The organism is Geomicrobium sp. JSM 1781026, from assembly GCF_041949955.1.
GTDB lineage: Bacteria > Bacillota > Bacilli > Bacillales > Marinococcaceae > Geomicrobium_A.
Genome location: NZ_JBHFQF010000015.1, coordinates 44,060 through 61,178, shown reverse-complemented (window position 1 = coordinate 61,178; position 17,119 = coordinate 44,060). Strand labels below are relative to the sequence as shown.

General features: G+C 44.7%; 17 protein-coding genes. All 17 read right to left on the bottom strand.

Translation table 11 applies throughout. The annotated features are described in order from the left end of the window. Nucleotides 1-422: 422 nt before the first annotated feature. Nucleotides 423-1,928 carry a lysine--tRNA ligase gene (gene lysS, locus ACE1TF_RS19230; protein ID WP_375019144.1) on the bottom strand — a complete coding sequence of 502 codons (1,506 nt, stop codon included), beginning with the start codon at nucleotides 1,926-1,928 and terminating at the stop codon, nucleotides 423-425. 173 nt (nucleotides 1,929-2,101) lie between these two features. Next, nucleotides 2,102-2,311 carry a helix-turn-helix domain-containing protein gene (locus ACE1TF_RS19225; protein WP_042402440.1) on the bottom strand — a complete coding sequence of 70 codons (210 nt, stop codon included), beginning with the start codon at nucleotides 2,309-2,311 and terminating at the stop codon, nucleotides 2,102-2,104. Beyond that, complete coding sequence (gene folK, locus ACE1TF_RS19220; RefSeq protein WP_042402437.1) at nucleotides 2,263-2,796, bottom strand: 2-amino-4-hydroxy-6-hydroxymethyldihydropteridine diphosphokinase; 534 nt, start codon at nucleotides 2,794-2,796, stop codon at nucleotides 2,263-2,265. Before folK ends, ACE1TF_RS19225 begins: the two co-directional genes overlap by 49 nt. Then, entirely contained in the window at nucleotides 2,793-3,152 is a 360-nt protein-coding gene (gene folB / locus ACE1TF_RS19215) for a dihydroneopterin aldolase (RefSeq protein ID WP_042402434.1), read from the bottom strand. Before folB ends, folK begins: the two co-directional genes overlap by 4 nt. After that, entirely contained in the window at nucleotides 3,145-3,990 is an 846-nt protein-coding gene (folP, locus tag ACE1TF_RS19210; RefSeq protein WP_375019140.1) for a dihydropteroate synthase, read from the bottom strand. The genes folB and folP overlap by 8 nt, the downstream gene beginning before the upstream one ends. Nucleotides 3,991-4,023: 33 nt before the next feature. After that, on the bottom strand, nucleotides 4,024-4,614 hold the full coding sequence (locus ACE1TF_RS19205) for an anthranilate synthase component II (RefSeq protein ID WP_042429484.1): 591 nt from the start codon (nucleotides 4,612-4,614) through the stop codon (nucleotides 4,024-4,026). Between the two features lie 116 nt (nucleotides 4,615-4,730). Then, nucleotides 4,731-5,663: a cysteine synthase A gene (gene cysK / locus ACE1TF_RS19200; RefSeq protein ID WP_375019138.1), complete on the bottom strand. Its 933-nt coding sequence runs from the start codon at nucleotides 5,661-5,663 to the stop codon at nucleotides 4,731-4,733. A 98-nt stretch (nucleotides 5,664-5,761) separates the two neighbouring features. Further along, nucleotides 5,762-6,643 (bottom strand): Hsp33 family molecular chaperone HslO, encoded by an 882-nt coding sequence (gene hslO / locus ACE1TF_RS19195; protein ID WP_375019136.1) that lies wholly within the window; start codon nucleotides 6,641-6,643, stop codon nucleotides 5,762-5,764. Next, nucleotides 6,640-7,431 (bottom strand): type III pantothenate kinase, encoded by a 792-nt coding sequence (locus ACE1TF_RS19190; protein ID WP_375019134.1) that lies wholly within the window; start codon nucleotides 7,429-7,431, stop codon nucleotides 6,640-6,642. Before ACE1TF_RS19190 ends, hslO begins: the two co-directional genes overlap by 4 nt. A gap of 73 nt (nucleotides 7,432-7,504) precedes the next feature. Further along, nucleotides 7,505-9,556, bottom strand: a complete 2,052-nt coding sequence (ftsH, locus tag ACE1TF_RS19185) for an ATP-dependent zinc metalloprotease FtsH (RefSeq protein ID WP_375019132.1) — start codon at nucleotides 9,554-9,556, stop codon at nucleotides 7,505-7,507. Nucleotides 9,557-9,622: 66 nt separating this feature from the next. Then, nucleotides 9,623-10,165 carry a hypoxanthine phosphoribosyltransferase gene (gene hpt, locus ACE1TF_RS19180; protein WP_042402420.1) on the bottom strand — a complete coding sequence of 181 codons (543 nt, stop codon included), beginning with the start codon at nucleotides 10,163-10,165 and terminating at the stop codon, nucleotides 9,623-9,625. Between the two features lie 28 nt (nucleotides 10,166-10,193). Further along, a complete protein-coding gene (tilS, locus tag ACE1TF_RS19175; protein ID WP_375019129.1) occupies nucleotides 10,194-11,585 on the bottom strand; it encodes a tRNA lysidine(34) synthetase TilS in 1,392 nt (463 codons plus the stop codon). Continuing rightward, nucleotides 11,569-12,021: a threonine/serine exporter family protein gene (locus tag ACE1TF_RS19170; protein ID WP_307189820.1), complete on the bottom strand. Its 453-nt coding sequence runs from the start codon at nucleotides 12,019-12,021 to the stop codon at nucleotides 11,569-11,571. Before ACE1TF_RS19170 ends, tilS begins: the two co-directional genes overlap by 17 nt. A 7-nt stretch (nucleotides 12,022-12,028) precedes the next feature. Further along, the gene (locus ACE1TF_RS19165; RefSeq protein ID WP_042402412.1) at nucleotides 12,029-12,790 is read right to left on the bottom strand and encodes a threonine/serine exporter family protein; all 762 of its coding nucleotides are present in this window, start codon (nucleotides 12,788-12,790) and stop codon (nucleotides 12,029-12,031) included. A 22-nt stretch (nucleotides 12,791-12,812) separates the two neighbouring features. Next, nucleotides 12,813-13,802 carry a serine/threonine protein kinase gene (locus tag ACE1TF_RS19160; RefSeq protein WP_375019126.1) on the bottom strand — a complete coding sequence of 330 codons (990 nt, stop codon included), beginning with the start codon at nucleotides 13,800-13,802 and terminating at the stop codon, nucleotides 12,813-12,815. Next, a complete protein-coding gene (locus ACE1TF_RS19155) occupies nucleotides 13,762-14,502 on the bottom strand; it encodes a VWA domain-containing protein (RefSeq protein ID WP_375019124.1) in 741 nt (246 codons plus the stop codon). The genes ACE1TF_RS19160 and ACE1TF_RS19155 overlap by 41 nt, the downstream gene beginning before the upstream one ends. 69 nt (nucleotides 14,503-14,571) lie before the next feature. Further along, complete coding sequence (gene spoIIE / locus ACE1TF_RS19150; RefSeq protein WP_375019122.1) at nucleotides 14,572-17,070, bottom strand: stage II sporulation protein E; 2,499 nt, start codon at nucleotides 17,068-17,070, stop codon at nucleotides 14,572-14,574. Nucleotides 17,071-17,119: the final 49 nt, after the last annotated feature.

The following is a 17,119-nucleotide window of genomic DNA, read 5'->3' as shown; positions in this document are numbered from 1 at the left end:
TCTCCATTGAAAGTGTTCCTTTTTTCGTCAGCACGGGGGTGCCAACGAGGCTCGTGCTTCTTTAATAGAAGCGCTAGCTTTTATTGCTTTAATTCGCTTATCTTTCATTCAGTTTTCAAAGGGCAATATTTGCGTTGTCGCCTTTAACAGCGACTTGATTATCATATCATCTTGTGTCGTCCGCGTCAACAACTTTTTTGTTTCTTTTTCGTTGTTTCTGTCGGCGTTTCTGCCTCTCTTGCGGCGACTCTTAATATATTACCACCAACCGATAGGCACGTCAATATTTTTTCATATTGTTTTTTTCGTGCTTTTGCTCGGTTGTTTTTGGGACAAATAGTAATATATCATCTCCGCAAAACGTGTGCAAGAGAAAATCTAAAAAAATCCAGTAGTGAGTATTCACTACTGGATTCGTTCTTCTATTCATCTTTACTTTTCATCTGCGGGAACAATAGAACGTCTCGGATAGATGCAGAGTTTGTTAGCAGCATAACAAGACGATCAATTCCTATACCGAGTCCACCCGTTGGCGGCATTCCATACTCGAGCGACTCTAGGAAATCCTCATCTAGTGGATGGGCCTCATCATCTTCTCCTCGTTCTTTAGCGAGCACCTGCTCTTCAAATCGTGCACGTTGATCGATTGGATCGTTTAACTCTGTAAACGCATTGGCATGTTCTCTAGCTACAATAAACAACTCAAATCGATCTGTGAATCTTGGGTCCTCTGCATTCTTTTGAGCAAGCGGTGATACTGCAAGTGGCTGTCCATACACAAATGTAGGTTGGATTAACTTTTCTTCAACGAGTTGTTCAAAAAACTCATTCACGACGTGACCAAAGCCCATGTGTTCCTCGACATGAACCCCATGCTCCTTCGCAAGTTGTCTCGCTTCTTCATCTGTTAAGTCTGCCCATAAATTTACGCCAGTCTCTTCTTTAATGATGTCTACCATATGAACTCTGCGCCAGCCCGTCGAAAGGTCGATTGTATGCTCTCCATATTGGACTGTCGTTGAACCATGGATTTGCTTAGTGATATGAGCGACCAGGTTTTCAGTGAGGTTCATGATGTCTTTATAGTCCGCATAAGCTTCATACAACTCAATCATTGTAAATTCAGGGTTATGACGGGTGGATACGCCTTCGTTCCGAAACACCCTGCCAATTTCATACACTTTCTCCATTCCTCCAACAATTAACCGCTTCAAATGGAGTTCAATAGCAATTCTCATGTACAGCTCTATATCTAAAGCGTTATGGTGGGTAATAAATGGTCGGGCACTTGCTCCACCAGGAATATGGTGCATTGTTGGGGTCTCTACTTCTAAAAACCCTTGGTCATCTAAATATCTTCTCATTGATTGTAAGATCTTACTTCTTAAAACGAACGTATCCTTTACATCTGGATTGACAATGAGATCTAAATACCGTTGTCGGTAGCGTTGCTCAACATCTTTAAGTCCATGATGCTTGTCTGGCAAAGGACGAAGTGACTTCGTCATTATCTTAAAGTCTTTTGCTTTTACAGATAGTTCGCCTACGTTCGTTTTAAAAGGAACCCCTTCAACCGCAACAATGTCCCCAATGTCAATGGTTTGGAACTTCTCATATTGCTCTTCACCAACTTGGTCTTTGCGGACGTACAGTTGAACTTGCCCTTGCAAGTCTTGAACATGAGCGAAGCCAGCTTTACCTTTTCCTCTTTTCGTCATAATTCTGCCAGCGATTGCAACGTGTGCCTCGTCCTCTTTTTCAGCGAGTTGCTCTTTACTATATTCATCATAAGCGTCTTGTAGCTCGCTTGTTGTGTGCGTGCGTTCAAATCGCGTACCAAAAGGATTGTACCCCTCTTCTTGTAAACGCTCGAGCTTCTCAATCCGGACAAGCCTTTGGTCGCTTTGCTGTAATTCTGAATCTGACATTACAAACATCTCCTTTAAGAAATCATATTGAAAAACTGCCAGTCTTCACTGACAGTTGCCTAAGTACAAATGCTCTAACCATTACTGCAAGGAAAATCGTTCTCTTATAACACCGTTACAACCCAACATGTAAATGATGAACATATCCTGTTCTATTTCGAGATCTGTTCACGCTATTTATTTTCCCCGAGCAGTTCATTCACAGGTATTCCCAAAAGATCCGACGCTCGTTCAATAAAATCATCTTCTGCAACACGTGTTCCTCTTTCGATTTCTCCAACGACAGAAACAGACATGTGCATACGATCGGCGAAACTTTGTTGAGTAAAGCCTTTCAGTTTTCGAAAAGCCCGAACTCTTCCTCCTGTCCTTGCTGTTTCCATAATAATACCCCTTTTCTTAATCGTTCCGGTAAAGCTGTATACAACTGCCTTATTGATGTATTAAGAGTTGGTATCTGAACAAAAGGAGCAATTTCTTGCATCGGAGCGAGCACAAATGCCCGGTCTTGCATGCGAGGATGTGGGATACACAACTGTTCCAATTCAATATTCTCATCGTTAAAGAGAAGAATGTCAAGATCAATTGTTCTCGGTCCATTCCGAATCTCTCGAACACGGTGTAGGTGTTGCTCTACCTTTTGCAAAAAAAGAAGAAGTTCTTCCGGTTGCAACGAAGTGTTCACGCTAATGACCATATTTAAGAACTCAGACTGCTCCGTGTAGCCGACGGGTTCTGTTTCGTATATAGAAGATACTTGTTTCATCTCCACGTATTCATGTTGATTTATTTCACTTAGTGCTCGGTTTAAGTATTGTGCTCTTGGTTCAATGTTTGAGCCAAGAGCAATATAAGCTGTGTTAATCATTTTTCCCTCACAATTTCAATGGCTACGTAATTATAGTGACCAGGGATCGGCGGGTCAGGCTTAATGATTTTGACGGTCACACGCTGAACAATTGTAAAAGATGAAAGTAACTCTGAAGCAACATCTTCAGCTATGGACTCAACGAGATCATACGCCTGTCCTTCTACGACTTTCTTCGTAATTTGGTATACTTCGCCATAATCAACACTTTTCTCTAAGTTGTCCGTTTCGGAAGCGGGCTTGAGGTCAGTTTCTAATACCACATCTGCTTCAAAGCGTTGACCGAGACGATTCTCTTCTTCAAAAACCCCGTGGTACGCATAAAATTTCATTCCATTGACAAAGATTTTATCCAACCGGGTTCACCTGCCCTTTTCCTAACATCGCATCCATCATCTTTGAGGTTCGCGCCATTTCTTTTACGTCATGCACACGTACAATATCGCATCCACGCTCAATGCCGAGCGCAATCGTTGCGCTTGTACCTTCTAAGCGGTCCTCTGGTGGCGTGTGTAACGTCTGTGCAATCAAGGACTTCCGAGACGTGCCGAGCAAAATCGGAAAGCCTAAATTTGTAAGTTCATTCAGCCGCCGCATCAGTTCTAAGTTCTGTTCATAAGATTTGGCAAACCCGATGCCCGGATCGATAATGATACGGTCGGTTTGAACACCCGCTTGAACACATATTTGTACACTCTCCTGAAGATCACGAATCACGTCGTCCATGAAATTCGTATACTCTAACGATTCTCTGTTATGAGTAAGGATAATCGGCACGTCTGTTTTTGCTGCAACCTTCGCCATCTCTGGATCATATTTTGCTCCCCAAATATCATTGATGATGGCTGCCCCTGCTTCAATGGCTTGCCTAGCTGTCTCGGCTTTATACGTATCAATGGAAATGGGCACATTAACTTCTCCACGTAGGGCTTCTATGACAGGCAGTACACGTTCTAGTTCATCTGTTTGCGAAACAGGCGTGAACCCTGGTCGAGTTGACTCCCCACCGATGTCAATGATATCTGCACCGTTAGTAACCATAGCTTTAGCTTGAGCCACAGCTACATCGACCGCTTCGTATCGCCCTCCATCAGAAAAGGAGTCTGGGGTGACATTCAACACACCCATGATGAGTGTCTTCTTCGTAAAGTCTAGCTGCCACTTCCCCCAACTCATCGCATCGGTTGGTGTCATATGCCTTCTTCCTTTCTATCTAACAACATGCCATTACGGTGCGGCAGGAGCTAATGTAGCTTCTGTTTGCAACCATTGCTGCATCATTCGTTTTCCCTCTGTTGTCATAATTGACTCAGGGTGAAACTGCACCCCTTCTGTTGGATGCTCACGGTGGCGAAAGCCCATAAGCTCACCTTCCTCAGTCCAAGCCGTTGGGAGAAGGCTGTCGGGAAGTGTATCTTGGTCAACGGTCAACGAGTGATAGCGCATGATTTTTGTATTTTGTGGAATTCCTTTATACAACCCTTTATTGTCGTGAATTAAGGATGACGTCTTACCGTGCATTAACCGAGGTGCTTGTTTCACAGAACCTCCAAACACTTGCCCAATCGCTTGGTGACCAAGGCAGACACCTAGCACAGGAATTTTACCACTGAAATATTCGATAGCTTTTAAGCTAATTCCTGCTTGGTCGGGGTAACACGGTCCTGGAGAAATGACAAGACGCTCTGGCCCGAGTTCAATCATATCTTCAAGTGTAATTTCGTCATTACGAAATACCCGGCAGTCCTCGCCATACTCACCGAAATACTGCACAAGGTTGTACGTGAAAGAATCATAATTATCAATCATAAGCAACATACTAATCTCCTCCTCAGCTCAGCTAAACTCTACTCGTCTTACTATCTCCATAGTTTATCATCTTGTATACAAAAACAAAAGCGGCCCCTAAACGGAGCCGCTGCAGAAACGTTTCTTTATTCGTCATCAAATTGATATAACGGAGTACTCAAGTACCGTTCCCCGTTTGAAGGGATCACAACGACAACTTTCTTGCCTTTGCCGAGCTTCTTCGCTTCTTCAAGACCTGCGTAAAGAGCCGCACCTGAGGATATCCCTCCGAGCACTCCTTCTTCTTTCGCTGCACGTCGTGCAAACTCAAATGCTTGCTCAGTCGTCACTTGGGTAATCTCATCATAAATGTCTGTGTTTAGGATACCAGGAACAAAACCTGCACCAATTCCTTGAATCTTATGCGGTCCTTTTTGACCTCCAGATAAAACGGGTGCATCAGCTGGTTCTACGGCGACAATTCTTACGTTCGGGAAGTTTTCTTTCAGCAACCCACCAGCCCCTGTGATTGTACCGCCAGTTCCAATTCCAGCAACAAACGAGTCAATTTGACCGTCTACTTGCTTTAACAGCTCTTTACCTGTCGTTTCCCGATGAATATCAACATTCGCTTGGTTTTCGAACTGTTGCGGCATGAAATAACCTTTCTCCTCGGCAAGCTCTTTCGCTTTTCGAATCGCTCCACCCATACCCTCAGGTCCAGGTGTAAGCACAAGCTCAGCGCCATAAGCTTTGAGAAGGTTTCGGCGCTCTTGACTCATCGTCTCCGGCATAACGAGTAACGACCGGTAACCTTTAGCAGCCGCGACCATCGCAAGGCCAATTCCCGTATTCCCACTCGTCGGTTCAATAATTGTATCTTTACCTGGTGAAATCTTACCCTCTTGTTCAGCTCTCTCAATCATCGCCAAACCAATACGGTCTTTCACCGAAGAACCTGGATTGAAGTATTCCAGTTTGAGGTACACATCTGCATCATTATCCCCAGTGAGTCGATTGATCTTTACAAGCGGTGTATCGCCAATTAACTCAGTAACAGAATTTGCAACTTTACTCATGAATGATAGCCTCCTCAAAATTAATCCCAAGTATTTTTATTGGTATTAGTTCCATTCTAACGGAAGGGCAATTTTCTGTCAATTGTTTCCTGCGCCCATTAATGTGCGTTAGCTTCATCTTTGAGCTCTTGTAAGTCAACTTCGTTGAAGTCATACTTCTCATTACAAAAATGACATTGCGTCTCTGCCCCGCCGTCTTCTTCAATCATCGATTGAATCTCATCAGAACCAAGGCTAACTATGGCTCGAGCAATTCGTTCACGGGAACATTCACATTTAAATGCGACATCCATCGTCTCAAGTTTTTTGTATTCCCCACCTGTTACGGTAGCGATGATTTGCTCTGGGGAATCGCCGCGTTCAATGAGCTTAGACACCGGTGGCATAGCTCCAATTTGCTGTTCCACCTTCGTCACTGTCGCATCATCAGCTCCTGGCATAACTTGCAAAATAAAACCGCCCGCGGCTTTAATCGAATGGTCGGTATCCACGAGGACTCCGACACCAACCGATGACGGGATTTGCTCGGACTTCGCAAAATAATACGTGAAATCTTCCCCTAGCTCTCCAGAAACGATCGGGGAATGGCCTGTAAACTGCTCTTTCATTCCAAGATTTTTCGTGATCGCGATATGACCATTTGTTCCTACAGCTCGGGCGACATCAAGCTTTCCGTTTGCATTCAAGTCAAAATGAACAGCAGGGTTGTATACATAACCACGCGTATTGCCGTGAGCATCGCTATCAACGATGATCGGCCCAACCGGTCCATCGCCTTCTACTTTAATTGTCACTTTGTCTTCCCCTTTTAGCATCGCACCCATCATCGTACCTGTAATCATCGTTCGCCCAAGGGCCGCCGCTGCAGTTGGCCACACTCCATGCCGCCCAACTGCCTCATTTACCATATCCGTTGTTGTTGCAGCATAAATTCGGATTTGGTTATCGTACGCTGATGCTTTTACTAGGTAGTCTTTCAATCGATTTCTCTCCTTTTGTCTCGGTTAACATTTATATCGTAGATGTGTTTGAGTCCTTTTAACGTAAGGAACGGGTCAATAACGTCAATCGATGACGCGGAGCGCCCAATCATACGGGCAAGGCCTCCAGTCGCAATGACTTGCGGCTTACGTTTAGCTTCTGCTTTCATCCGACCTACAATGCCATCAACTTGCCCGACATACCCATAATATATGCCTGATTGCATCGCCGTAATCGTATTCCGACCGACCACTGCCTTTGGTTCTTGTATTTCTATATGCGGAAGTTTTGACGCATGAGAATACAATGCATCAGTTGAGATAGAAATCCCTGGAGCAATAGCTCCACCTACATAATTTTCCCGCTCATCAATATAACAAAACGTTGTCGCCGTTCCAAAATCAACGATAATTAACGGTGCTTTGTATTCACGAATGCCTGCAACCGCATTAACAATCCGGTCGGCTCCGACGTCTTTTGGATTATCATACAATATGTTCAATCCCGTCTTAATTCCAGGGCCGACAACCATTGCTTCTGTTTGAAAATATTTCTCCGTCATATGTTGAAGTGCAAACATGAGCGAAGGAACGACTGAAGAAATCATCACGCCTCGTATATCTTTAGAAGACACGCCTTCGTTCTGTAGCAACGTTTGCATAAGCATGCCATATTCATCTTCGGTACGATTTTGATTCGTCGTGAGCCGCCAATAATGCAGGAGCTCTTCACCCTCGTATACCCCAAACACAATATGTGTATTCCCTACATCAATGACAAGTTCCATCCGTTCACCCCATTTCCTCTAAGCATTCATAAGAAAAGAGGGACGCCGGTATGACATCCCTCTTCTTCATCGTTTACGACTTTCGGTCATCCTCATCTGATGATTTCTCATCCTCATGAGTGGATTCATTTGTTGCTTCATCATCTTTAGACACGTCTTCGTCAACAGGTGGCTCTTCTTCTTTCGAATGAATGTTCACCTTAACATTCTCATCGTCGACATGATCTTGGGTTGATGAGCTTTCAATCGCGTCAGATTGCTTTTGATTGGAGTGATGGTTCTCCGGCAACTTCCCATCCTCAACAAGAGAATAAATCTGCTCTGCATCTAACGTTTCAAGCTCTAGCAACTTCTCGGCAACGAGCTCGAGTTTATCTTTGTTTTCGGTAAGAATCTGTTTACAACGATCATAGCTTTCTTTAATAATCGACTGGATTTCACGGTCGATTTCGAATGCGATCGCATCAGAGTAGTTTTGCTCATTTTGGATGTCGCGACCGAGGAAGACTTGACCACCACTTGATGAGCCAAACTGCAACGGTCCAAGCTTTTCGCTCATCCCGTACTCAGTAACCATCTTACGGGCAATGGCCGTCGCTCGTTGGAAGTCATTATGAGCGCCTGTACTCGCTTCACCGAAGATCACATCTTCAGCCACTCGCCCACCGAGCAAACCAACAATCTTATCCATTAATTCGGGTTTCGTCATAAAATAACGGTCTTCTTTAGGAAGCATCATGGCATAACCACCCGCTTGCCCACGAGGGACAATCGTTACTTTATGAACGGCATCTGCGTTCTCTAGCTTCACACCGACCACGGTATGACCTGCTTCATGGAACGCGACAATGTTACGTTCTTTCTTCGAAATGACTCGCGTCTTCTTCGCAGGACCTGCGACAACACGGTCAATCGCCTCTTCAATATGAACCATCCGGATATCTGTTTGGTTCGCACGAGCAGCAACGAGGGCTGCTTCGTTTAAGAGGTTCTCTAAGTCGGCTCCTGAGAATCCTGGCGTACGTTGGGCGACGACCTCCAGCTTAACATCTTCGTTTAACGGTTTGTTCTTCGCATGCACACGAAGCACATCGGCACGACCTTTAACATCTGGGGCACCAACAGTAATTTGTCGGTCAAAACGTCCTGGACGCAAGAGCGCTGGGTCCAATACATCGGCACGGTTTGTCGCAGCAATAATAATAATTCCTTCATTGCCATCAAAACCATCCATCTCAACGAGCAATTGGTTTAGCGTTTGCTCACGCTCATCGTGACCGCCACCAACACCCGCTCCACGCTGACGACCAACGGCGTCAATCTCATCAATAAAGATGATACATGGCGCATTGTTTTTCGCGTTGCTAAAGAGGTCACGCACACGAGAAGCACCGACACCAACAAACATCTCGACAAAGTCTGAACCACTAATCGAGAAGAATGGCACGCCCGCCTCGCCTGCAACAGCACGACCGAGTAGGGTTTTACCTGTACCTGGTGGTCCAACTAACAACACACCTTTTGGTATTCTCGCTCCAATGTTTGAGAATTTACGAGGGTCTTTTAAGAAATCAACAACTTCAACGAGTTCTTGCTTCTCCTCCTCGGCACCAGCAACATCTTTAAACCGAGCTTTCTTCTTATCTTCTTGATACATTTTGGCTTTACTCTTGCCAAAGTTCATGACTCGACTTCCGCCACCTTGCATTTGGCTCAGTAGGAAGAAGAAGAGAATAAAGATAATGATAAACGGCAGCATTGCTGTTAAGAACTGGAGCCATCCACCTGATTCTTGGGCAGGCTCAGAATCCCCCATCATAAGATTAGGGTTCGTTTGAAACTCTTCAACAAGCATATCTGTAATCAATTGTGATTGTAGAATATGTGCTTGGAATGTATTCGGATCATCTTCAGTACCACCTGTGAGTTCACCTTCAATGAAGTAAACGTCTAACTCAGGTTGTACCGTCATTGATACAATTTCATCTTGATCTAGAACTTCTAAAAACTCTTGGGTTGTCAGCACTTCTGAATCGCCGACATCATCGTTGAACATGTTGACGACTCCAACAAGGATCAATACGATGACACCCCAAAATAATGTATATCTAACCGCCCGACTCATTCGAGACCTCCTCCCGCTTGTCACACAATACAGGTAATATTATCACACTAAATGAAAAAGCCATAATCAAGAGTCCTGATAGATTTCTGGTTTTAGAATACCGATATAGGGGAGGTTGCGATAACGCTCTGCAAAGTCAAGACCATAGCCTACAACAAAAGCGTCCGGCACAGTAAATCCGGCTAGCTCCGGAACAATATCAACTTTACGCCCTTCCGGTTTATCAAGAAGCGTTACGATTTTAACCGACTTAGCACCACGATGTTCTAGCAAACTTACGAGATAGCTAAGTGTGAGACCACTATCAATAATGTCTTCAATAATTAATACATCGCGCCCTTCAACAGAAGCGTCAAGATCCTTTACAATCTTAACTTCTCCAGAAGATCTCATTTTATTTCCATAGCTAGAAACATCCATGAAATCAATTTCGACATGTGTATCAATGCATCGGGTTAGGTCGGCCATAAATGGCAATGCACCTTTAAGTACACCGATCAATAGAGGAAACTTGTCATTATATTCTTCTGTAATTTCCTTGCCGAGCTCTTTGCATTTTTCCTCAATTTCTTCAGCGCTAATTAATACTTCTTCAATTTCATTCCTCATCGAACTTAAACACCCTCGTTTCCATTACTCAAAGATTTACGGTTCGTTGGATTGTCATGCGAATGTATGAAGATTGTGATTGCTCGTCTGCGATTGTGCTTTTCTTCAACTTCGGAATCCAAATAATTTGCCCGTGATCATCGGTTATGATCGGCCAACTTGCTCGCTCTTCTTTCGGGATCTTCTGATCAATAAATACTTGTTTCACCTTTTGAGTACCAGTCATCCCCTGCGGTTGAATGACATCTCCTGGCAACCTTGATCGCACAAACAAGGGCACCGTTACGTGTTCCATAGGAATATGGCACTCCATCAATGATGCTGAGCGCCTTTTTTCTGTCTGTTCAAATGTAATCGCGCCAATCGAGGTTTGTACGACCGTTGGCCATTCATTCACACGGACGGTCTCTTGTGGCATTTGCGCAAAAGGCTGTCCGTACGTAAATCGAATTTGATCGTAGCTCCTTGACACTTTCAAACCTTCCGGCAATTGAATTTCTGCAGAAGAACGGTCGGCGTGTAAAAGGCGGAGACATTGATCACTATGTACCCGTGATACCAAGACATTTTTGTTTCGGTATAGATAGTTCAATAGTAAGTGAAACGCCCGCCGTTGTAAAGGAATAGGGTGAATACGGAAAGGGTGAATGTGAAGAATGTGGCCTTCTTCTTGTTGAAATACACATTGTTGTAATATTTTTTCCGCCTCAGCTTCTATGTATACCCTTTGTTCTTCATAGTCATCAACAAAATGCTGGAAAGATACATGCAAACGCCTGTTTTCATCTTTGAGTTTAGGAAGTACTGCCTGACGGAATCGATTTCTCGTATAGTGTTGATCCTCATTTGATACGTCTTCACACCATGAAATTTGTTCAGCACGGGCGAGTTCATAAATATCCTCTTTTGCTAAGCATAATAGCGGCCGTACGAGTTGACCTCGTCCAAATGCACGCACTTTCGGAATGCCTAGCCCCCCTCCACTATACCCTCGCGTCACTCGCATTAGCACGGTTTCTACTTGGTCATCTCCATGATGTCCAGTCATAATATAATGCGCCCGTTCCTTCTCCATTACTTCCTCAAAAAACTGATAGCGGAGCTCTCTAGCCAGTTGTTGCACCGATTTGCCGGCATCGTTGTTTGCCTTTTGTTGTTCATGTACGTGTAGGTATTTCGTATATAATTTGATGTGTCGCTGCTCACAATAATGACGAATAAATGACAATTCTTCATTCGAAGCATCTCTTAACCCGTGATGCGCATGCGCCACGACAATTTGTATATTATATAAAGACTCACGTCGGAGCAACCATTCTAACAACAGCATAGAGTCGACGCCAGTCGAAACAGCTACGATGACCGTTGAATCTTTCGTGATTAAATCATTCGTCTGAACAAAATCATCGATTCGTTTCATATCTTTGCCCGACTCCTCTTCCTATTGAAAAAATCGATAAGGCAAACGCTAATCCACCTGCAATTGCTCCTGCTTGAAGCAGCGTACCCGCCGTTTGAGCCAATCCTTCAACATAATCCCCTTGTACAAATGCCAACATCGTCTCGTATGCACGTCCTCCGGGGACGAGGGGGATAATGCCTGGGATGGTGAATGTCGTGACCGGCACCCGCTTCTTTCGTGCGCACCAATGACTTATGAGTGCAGAAGTAAAGGCGGCAACTGCCGCTGCAGGCACAGGACCGACTCCTGTTACCGGCAAGAAGCTAAATACGCTCCAAGATGTAATCCCAATAAGCCCAATCATCCAAAGCAGCTGATAAGGAATGTTGAAGATAATAGCAAACGCGATCGTTGCAACTCCGCAAATGATGAGTTCCCAAATCAAACTGCACACCCCTTGTCTACGAAATAAATAATGAAACGGCAGTCGCTACACCTGCTGCGATCGATAATGACGTTAGTGCAGCTTCAGCACCACGTGCAAGACCCGAGATGAGGTCACCAGCCATCAAGTCCCGGACAGAGTTTGTTAATGGCACACCAGGAACGAGGGGAATGACCGAACCGATAATAATTTGGTCCAAGTTCGTACCAAACCCTGAATGAACAAGAATTAATGCTGTAATCCCACCAAAGAAGGCCGCGAGATATTCAGAGAAGAATTTTGCTTGCAAGTAGTGCTGAAACAAAACGAGTGCAAGCGTTGAGACGAGACCACCGATAGATGCGGGCAACATATCAAACATCGAGTTGCCAATCAGGTAGGAAAACGCCCCTCCTCCTACTGCTGAGGCAAGATAAATTAACCATAACGGATAATTCATCGGCTGTTTTTCAATGCGTTTTAACTCTGCTCGCGCTTCTTGGATTGTCATACTTCCAGAAACAAATTCTCTAGATAGATGATTCACTTCTGTTACTTTGCTTAAATCTTGAAAACGATCAACGATCCGAATCATTTGCATCACATCGTCATCATCATCAAGCATGCCTGACAGAAAGATACCTGTCGTTGTTACAAAGCTGTTCACGTCTCTCATGCCACCTGCCACAGCCATCCGCTTCATCGTATCTTCCACACGATACGTTTCGGCCCCGTACATAAGCATGAGCTTACCGGCAGTGAGGCACAGTTCAATTAACCTGTCATTTTTCGTTGTCATTTGGACCGCCCTTTACCGGATCTTAAATCAATTGTCCCACCAAGTATAAAATAGAAGTAATGATCAGGAAAGAGATGACTAAAATTACATCAACAATTCCAACCATCGGCACGGTTTTCTTCGGACGACGCGTGTTCGTAGCCACCGGTTTTTTTGCTTTCTTTTTAGGGGGAGACGTGTTTTTTGACTCCATGCTCTCTGCCGTTTGGATCATCTCCATGAGAGCGACCCTCATATCATCAGCGTTCGTATAATACCCCGTGAGTGCACGCTTTAGCCATTGTCTGTATGGTCGCAACCTGGCGTGTTGTTCAATATGTTTAGAGATCGTCTGCCACCCGTCTTTGTCTCGTTCAAACCTCTGCCTGCTAATGAGATGGATAAACACCATCCCCGCGGAGAAGAGATCATACTGCTCATCGGCTTTTCGATCACCCATTCCCCAATAGCCCCGATCAAAGAATTCCGTGTATTCTTTTACCGCTCTACCTTTAATTGTCGTTCCACCGACGTCCAACCAGCGGATTCGAAATGGTGGACCTGTCACGATCAAATTGTCCGGTTTTAAGTCTCCAAACACCCAACCGGCTCGGTGTAAACGGGACAAATCCCCAAGCAACTGAACAATAAGCACAGGCGCCCACTCTTTCCCATGACGCTCAACATGTTTAAACACCGTTGTGCCTTGTAAATATTCCATCACATAAAAAGGAAAGCGTTCACCATACACGAAAAGATCATCGGCATCGACAAAAGAAGGACCAAGTATTTGCCCTTGGACCTTCTCAAAGTGCTTGAGCACATTCACTTCTGACGTAATGGACATGCTGCTATGACCGACTTTCAGCGCAAAATATTGTTGATTTTGTTCGACTAAGAATACCGCTCCGGTTGCGCCTCTACCGAGTGGACGAATGACTGTGTAGCTATTTCGGTTCCATTTGCCGGTGATTTTTTGACCTTTTGGTAAATTAGGAGCCTCGTTCTTCGAGGTCGAGTTCATCTTCTCCATCAAAGATCATACTCCTTCTTTTCAACGTACGAAATTCATTGACAGCTGCCCGAAGTGCGGGGCCTGTCGGAGTAATACCACCTGCCGCAATTTTATTGAAGAGGCCGCTCATCTCTGTAATGCCTGTCGTCCAGCCTCGGAGCATTTCAACATCTTTTCTCTTGCCTGGGAAGGTGAGCAACGTATACTGGTTGCTTCCACTTCTTGAATCCATCGATATGGAAAGGTCGACGAGTGCCTCTTGCACGGTTTGTAGTTTGTTTCGCATGCTCGCACTGGCATCCACAAGAATGACCACTTCAAGATTGGCACTCTCGCCGAGCTCGTCAACCACCTCCATCACTTCACCCCGTTTTTCTGGAGGGAGTTCATCCCACTCTTGGTCTTTCCCTAAAATTTGTGATAATTCTTTATTCACAACACCTTGAAGTGTCTGGGTCATCGCTTGTCTCGTCACCATTTGCACTGTTTTTGCAAGCTGTTTCATATAGACAATTTGGCTAATTCCGCCTCCAGACTCTGCAATTGATTCAATTTCTTGACTTGCTTTTTCGTTCAACGTTCCTTCTTCTAATACCCCAATCACATTAACCGTAATATTTTCTTCCCTTGCTAGTGCCGCAACAGCAGCCGGGTCTCCACCTTCATTTGAACACCCATCGGTTAATAACAGAATTTGACGTAACGTGCCTGCACTCATCCTCTTTTCCTCCCTAATCTGAGTCATCGTCTTTTCTCCATCTTTGACGATAAAGGAGGTGCCTATACGTTACTGGGCTTGCTTATACACAGGCGGCTTCCATTTATTCATCGGGATGGTTGCCCACCTAGGCGTATTTCTTTTAATTTTTGTGACGACAACCGTCATGTCATCTCCAATTGTGCCCTCACTCACACGAATGACCTCTTCTAAAAGTAAATCGGACAACTCTTGCGGGTCATCGGTCTCCATCTCAGCAATAATGCGCTTCATCCATCGCTCTTTGTTCTCAATAAACTTCGGTCCGTCAAACATCCCATCGCTCATCATAATTAATAGATCTTCATCTTGTAGCGTCTCAGTCACCACATCAAAGTTCGCTTCTGAGATGATTCCCATTGGTAGATTTGCAGATTCCACACTGAACACATGCCCGGCTCGTTTAATGAAACTCGGCATTGAACCAATCTTAATAAATGACGTGTCTGCCGTTTGTAGATCAATCATCGTTAAATCGAGTGTCGAAAACATCTCTTCGTCCGCGCGTAACGATAAGACGGAATTCATCGATTGGATGGCTACTTTCTCATCAATGCCTGATTGCAACAAATTTTCTAAAAGATTAAGTGTCGCTTTGCTTTCCTCGTACGCTTTCTTTCCATTACCCATACCATCACTAATCGCAACAGCAAACTTCCCGTACCCAAGCTGCATCGCAGCATGATTGTCCCCAGAAAGCCACGCCCCCCCTTGCGCAACCGTCGCGGAACCTCGGTCAATTGTATACGTTTTCGCCGATACAAAGCTCACTTTACTAAAGGCATCTACGCCCCTTTCCCGTTCTTCTTCATCGACAATAATGTGATCACTTAATATCCCCGATAACATCGGTGCGATGAGCTTCTCTGCTTCCTCAATGCCTAGATGCTCCCCGAGCTCAATTTCAATACGAACATCACGCGGGGTGAGGTTGTACACTTCAACTTGTCCAATATCGATGCCGGCGTCGTGTAACGCAGTATGAATTTGTTCCTCTTGTTGCTCATGCGCTTCTTTTTCTTTTTGAATCTCTTTTGCAAAGTCTCCCATCACTTGCGATACTCCTTGCAATTGGTCGGCAACGAGACGCCGGCTCTCTTCTAATTGCCGGGCGTATACTTTTCGAAGTTCATGAGGCCCCCACTGTTCTTTCATCGTTTTCGCAATACGATCAGGATAGATGCAATGCCGTTTTAATTTTTCATAAGACCGAGTGCTTACCCGTTCATCTTCTTCAATATCTGTCATAACTTGGCCCATCAGATCATAGGTTGTATCAAAACGTTCCACCCAACACGTTTCCTTTCGAAAGCACTTCTGACAAGTGGAAGACGTAATGTCGGCAAGGAATCGATCACCGTCAACGTTCTTATCCTGAAGGTGCGAGGATTCTCGATCGTTTGTAAAACTCGATGATAACGTTGAAAAAAGATCTGAAAACCGTTCTACTCTAGCCGCCGTTACATCTCGAATTTTCCTCATGTACCGTTGTTGTTCGTGGGAGTGTTCAACCGTACCGGGAACGTATTTAGCTAAGTACTGAATCGCACTTTTAGGCGTGAGTAAGAACAACGCAATTGCCGCAACTGATTCCATGACAGTAATGCCTGCATTGCCAAGCCCTTGCCCATACAGAGCAATGAGTGCCGTTCCAACAAACAACCCGAAGCTAACGCCGAGCTTGTTCCCATCTTTTAATAGACCACCTAATAGACCAGCAAACGCTAATAAGCTCATTTGATATAAATTCACGACTGTCGCTAGACTAAGGATTAGCCCGGTCACCACCCCGACAGTAGAGCCGATCGCCGCTCCCCCAGCAAGAGCAAATAACAACACTAAGTATCTGGCTAACACATGTTCAGCACCTAACCCGTAAATGACCCAGCCAATTGCTCCTGTCATTACCGACGCAATAAGAATGACGAAACAAACAATCTCTTCATTCTTTAATGCCCGTTGTTTTCTTCTTGGTGACAATAGAGGTAAGCTTTGCAAAAAAATCATTGTGAGCATGAGTGCTAATCCAGCTTCAATCGCACCCATAAATAGGTGATACTGACTTACTGTACCCATCGTAAAGTACGTAATCGCAAGCCTGCTAATAAACGAGGCGGCAAACACGGTCGCCGGAAGCGCCCAACGCGTATTGCTTTTATACTTACTAACTAGCTGATAAAAAACAAGAAACAAGAACAACCCGGCCAGTACATAAGGGACGTTGAACGTTAACCCCCAAATCGTTCCGATTAGCACCGCCGTCGCAGCAAGTAATGCTTTGTTTTTTCGAAGTACGAACACAGCTGCAAAGAACGGCAATGCGAATGGATATAAATCGGAGAGTATTGCCGCCCGGCCAAGCATCACACCGACGATGAATAACAAAAGCCCCCACTTGAGAAAAACAAGATTCGCTCCTTTCTCAAGCTTTTGTACCGAGCGTAACCATAATTGTTTTAACTTACCGAGCCACTCTGAGTAAGGAACAGCTCGTCCAAAATTCCCCTCTGTCGTTCCTTTTTGCAACATAGACGCCCACCACCGTTTTTTTATTCGTGGGTTGAGTATACCCGCATTG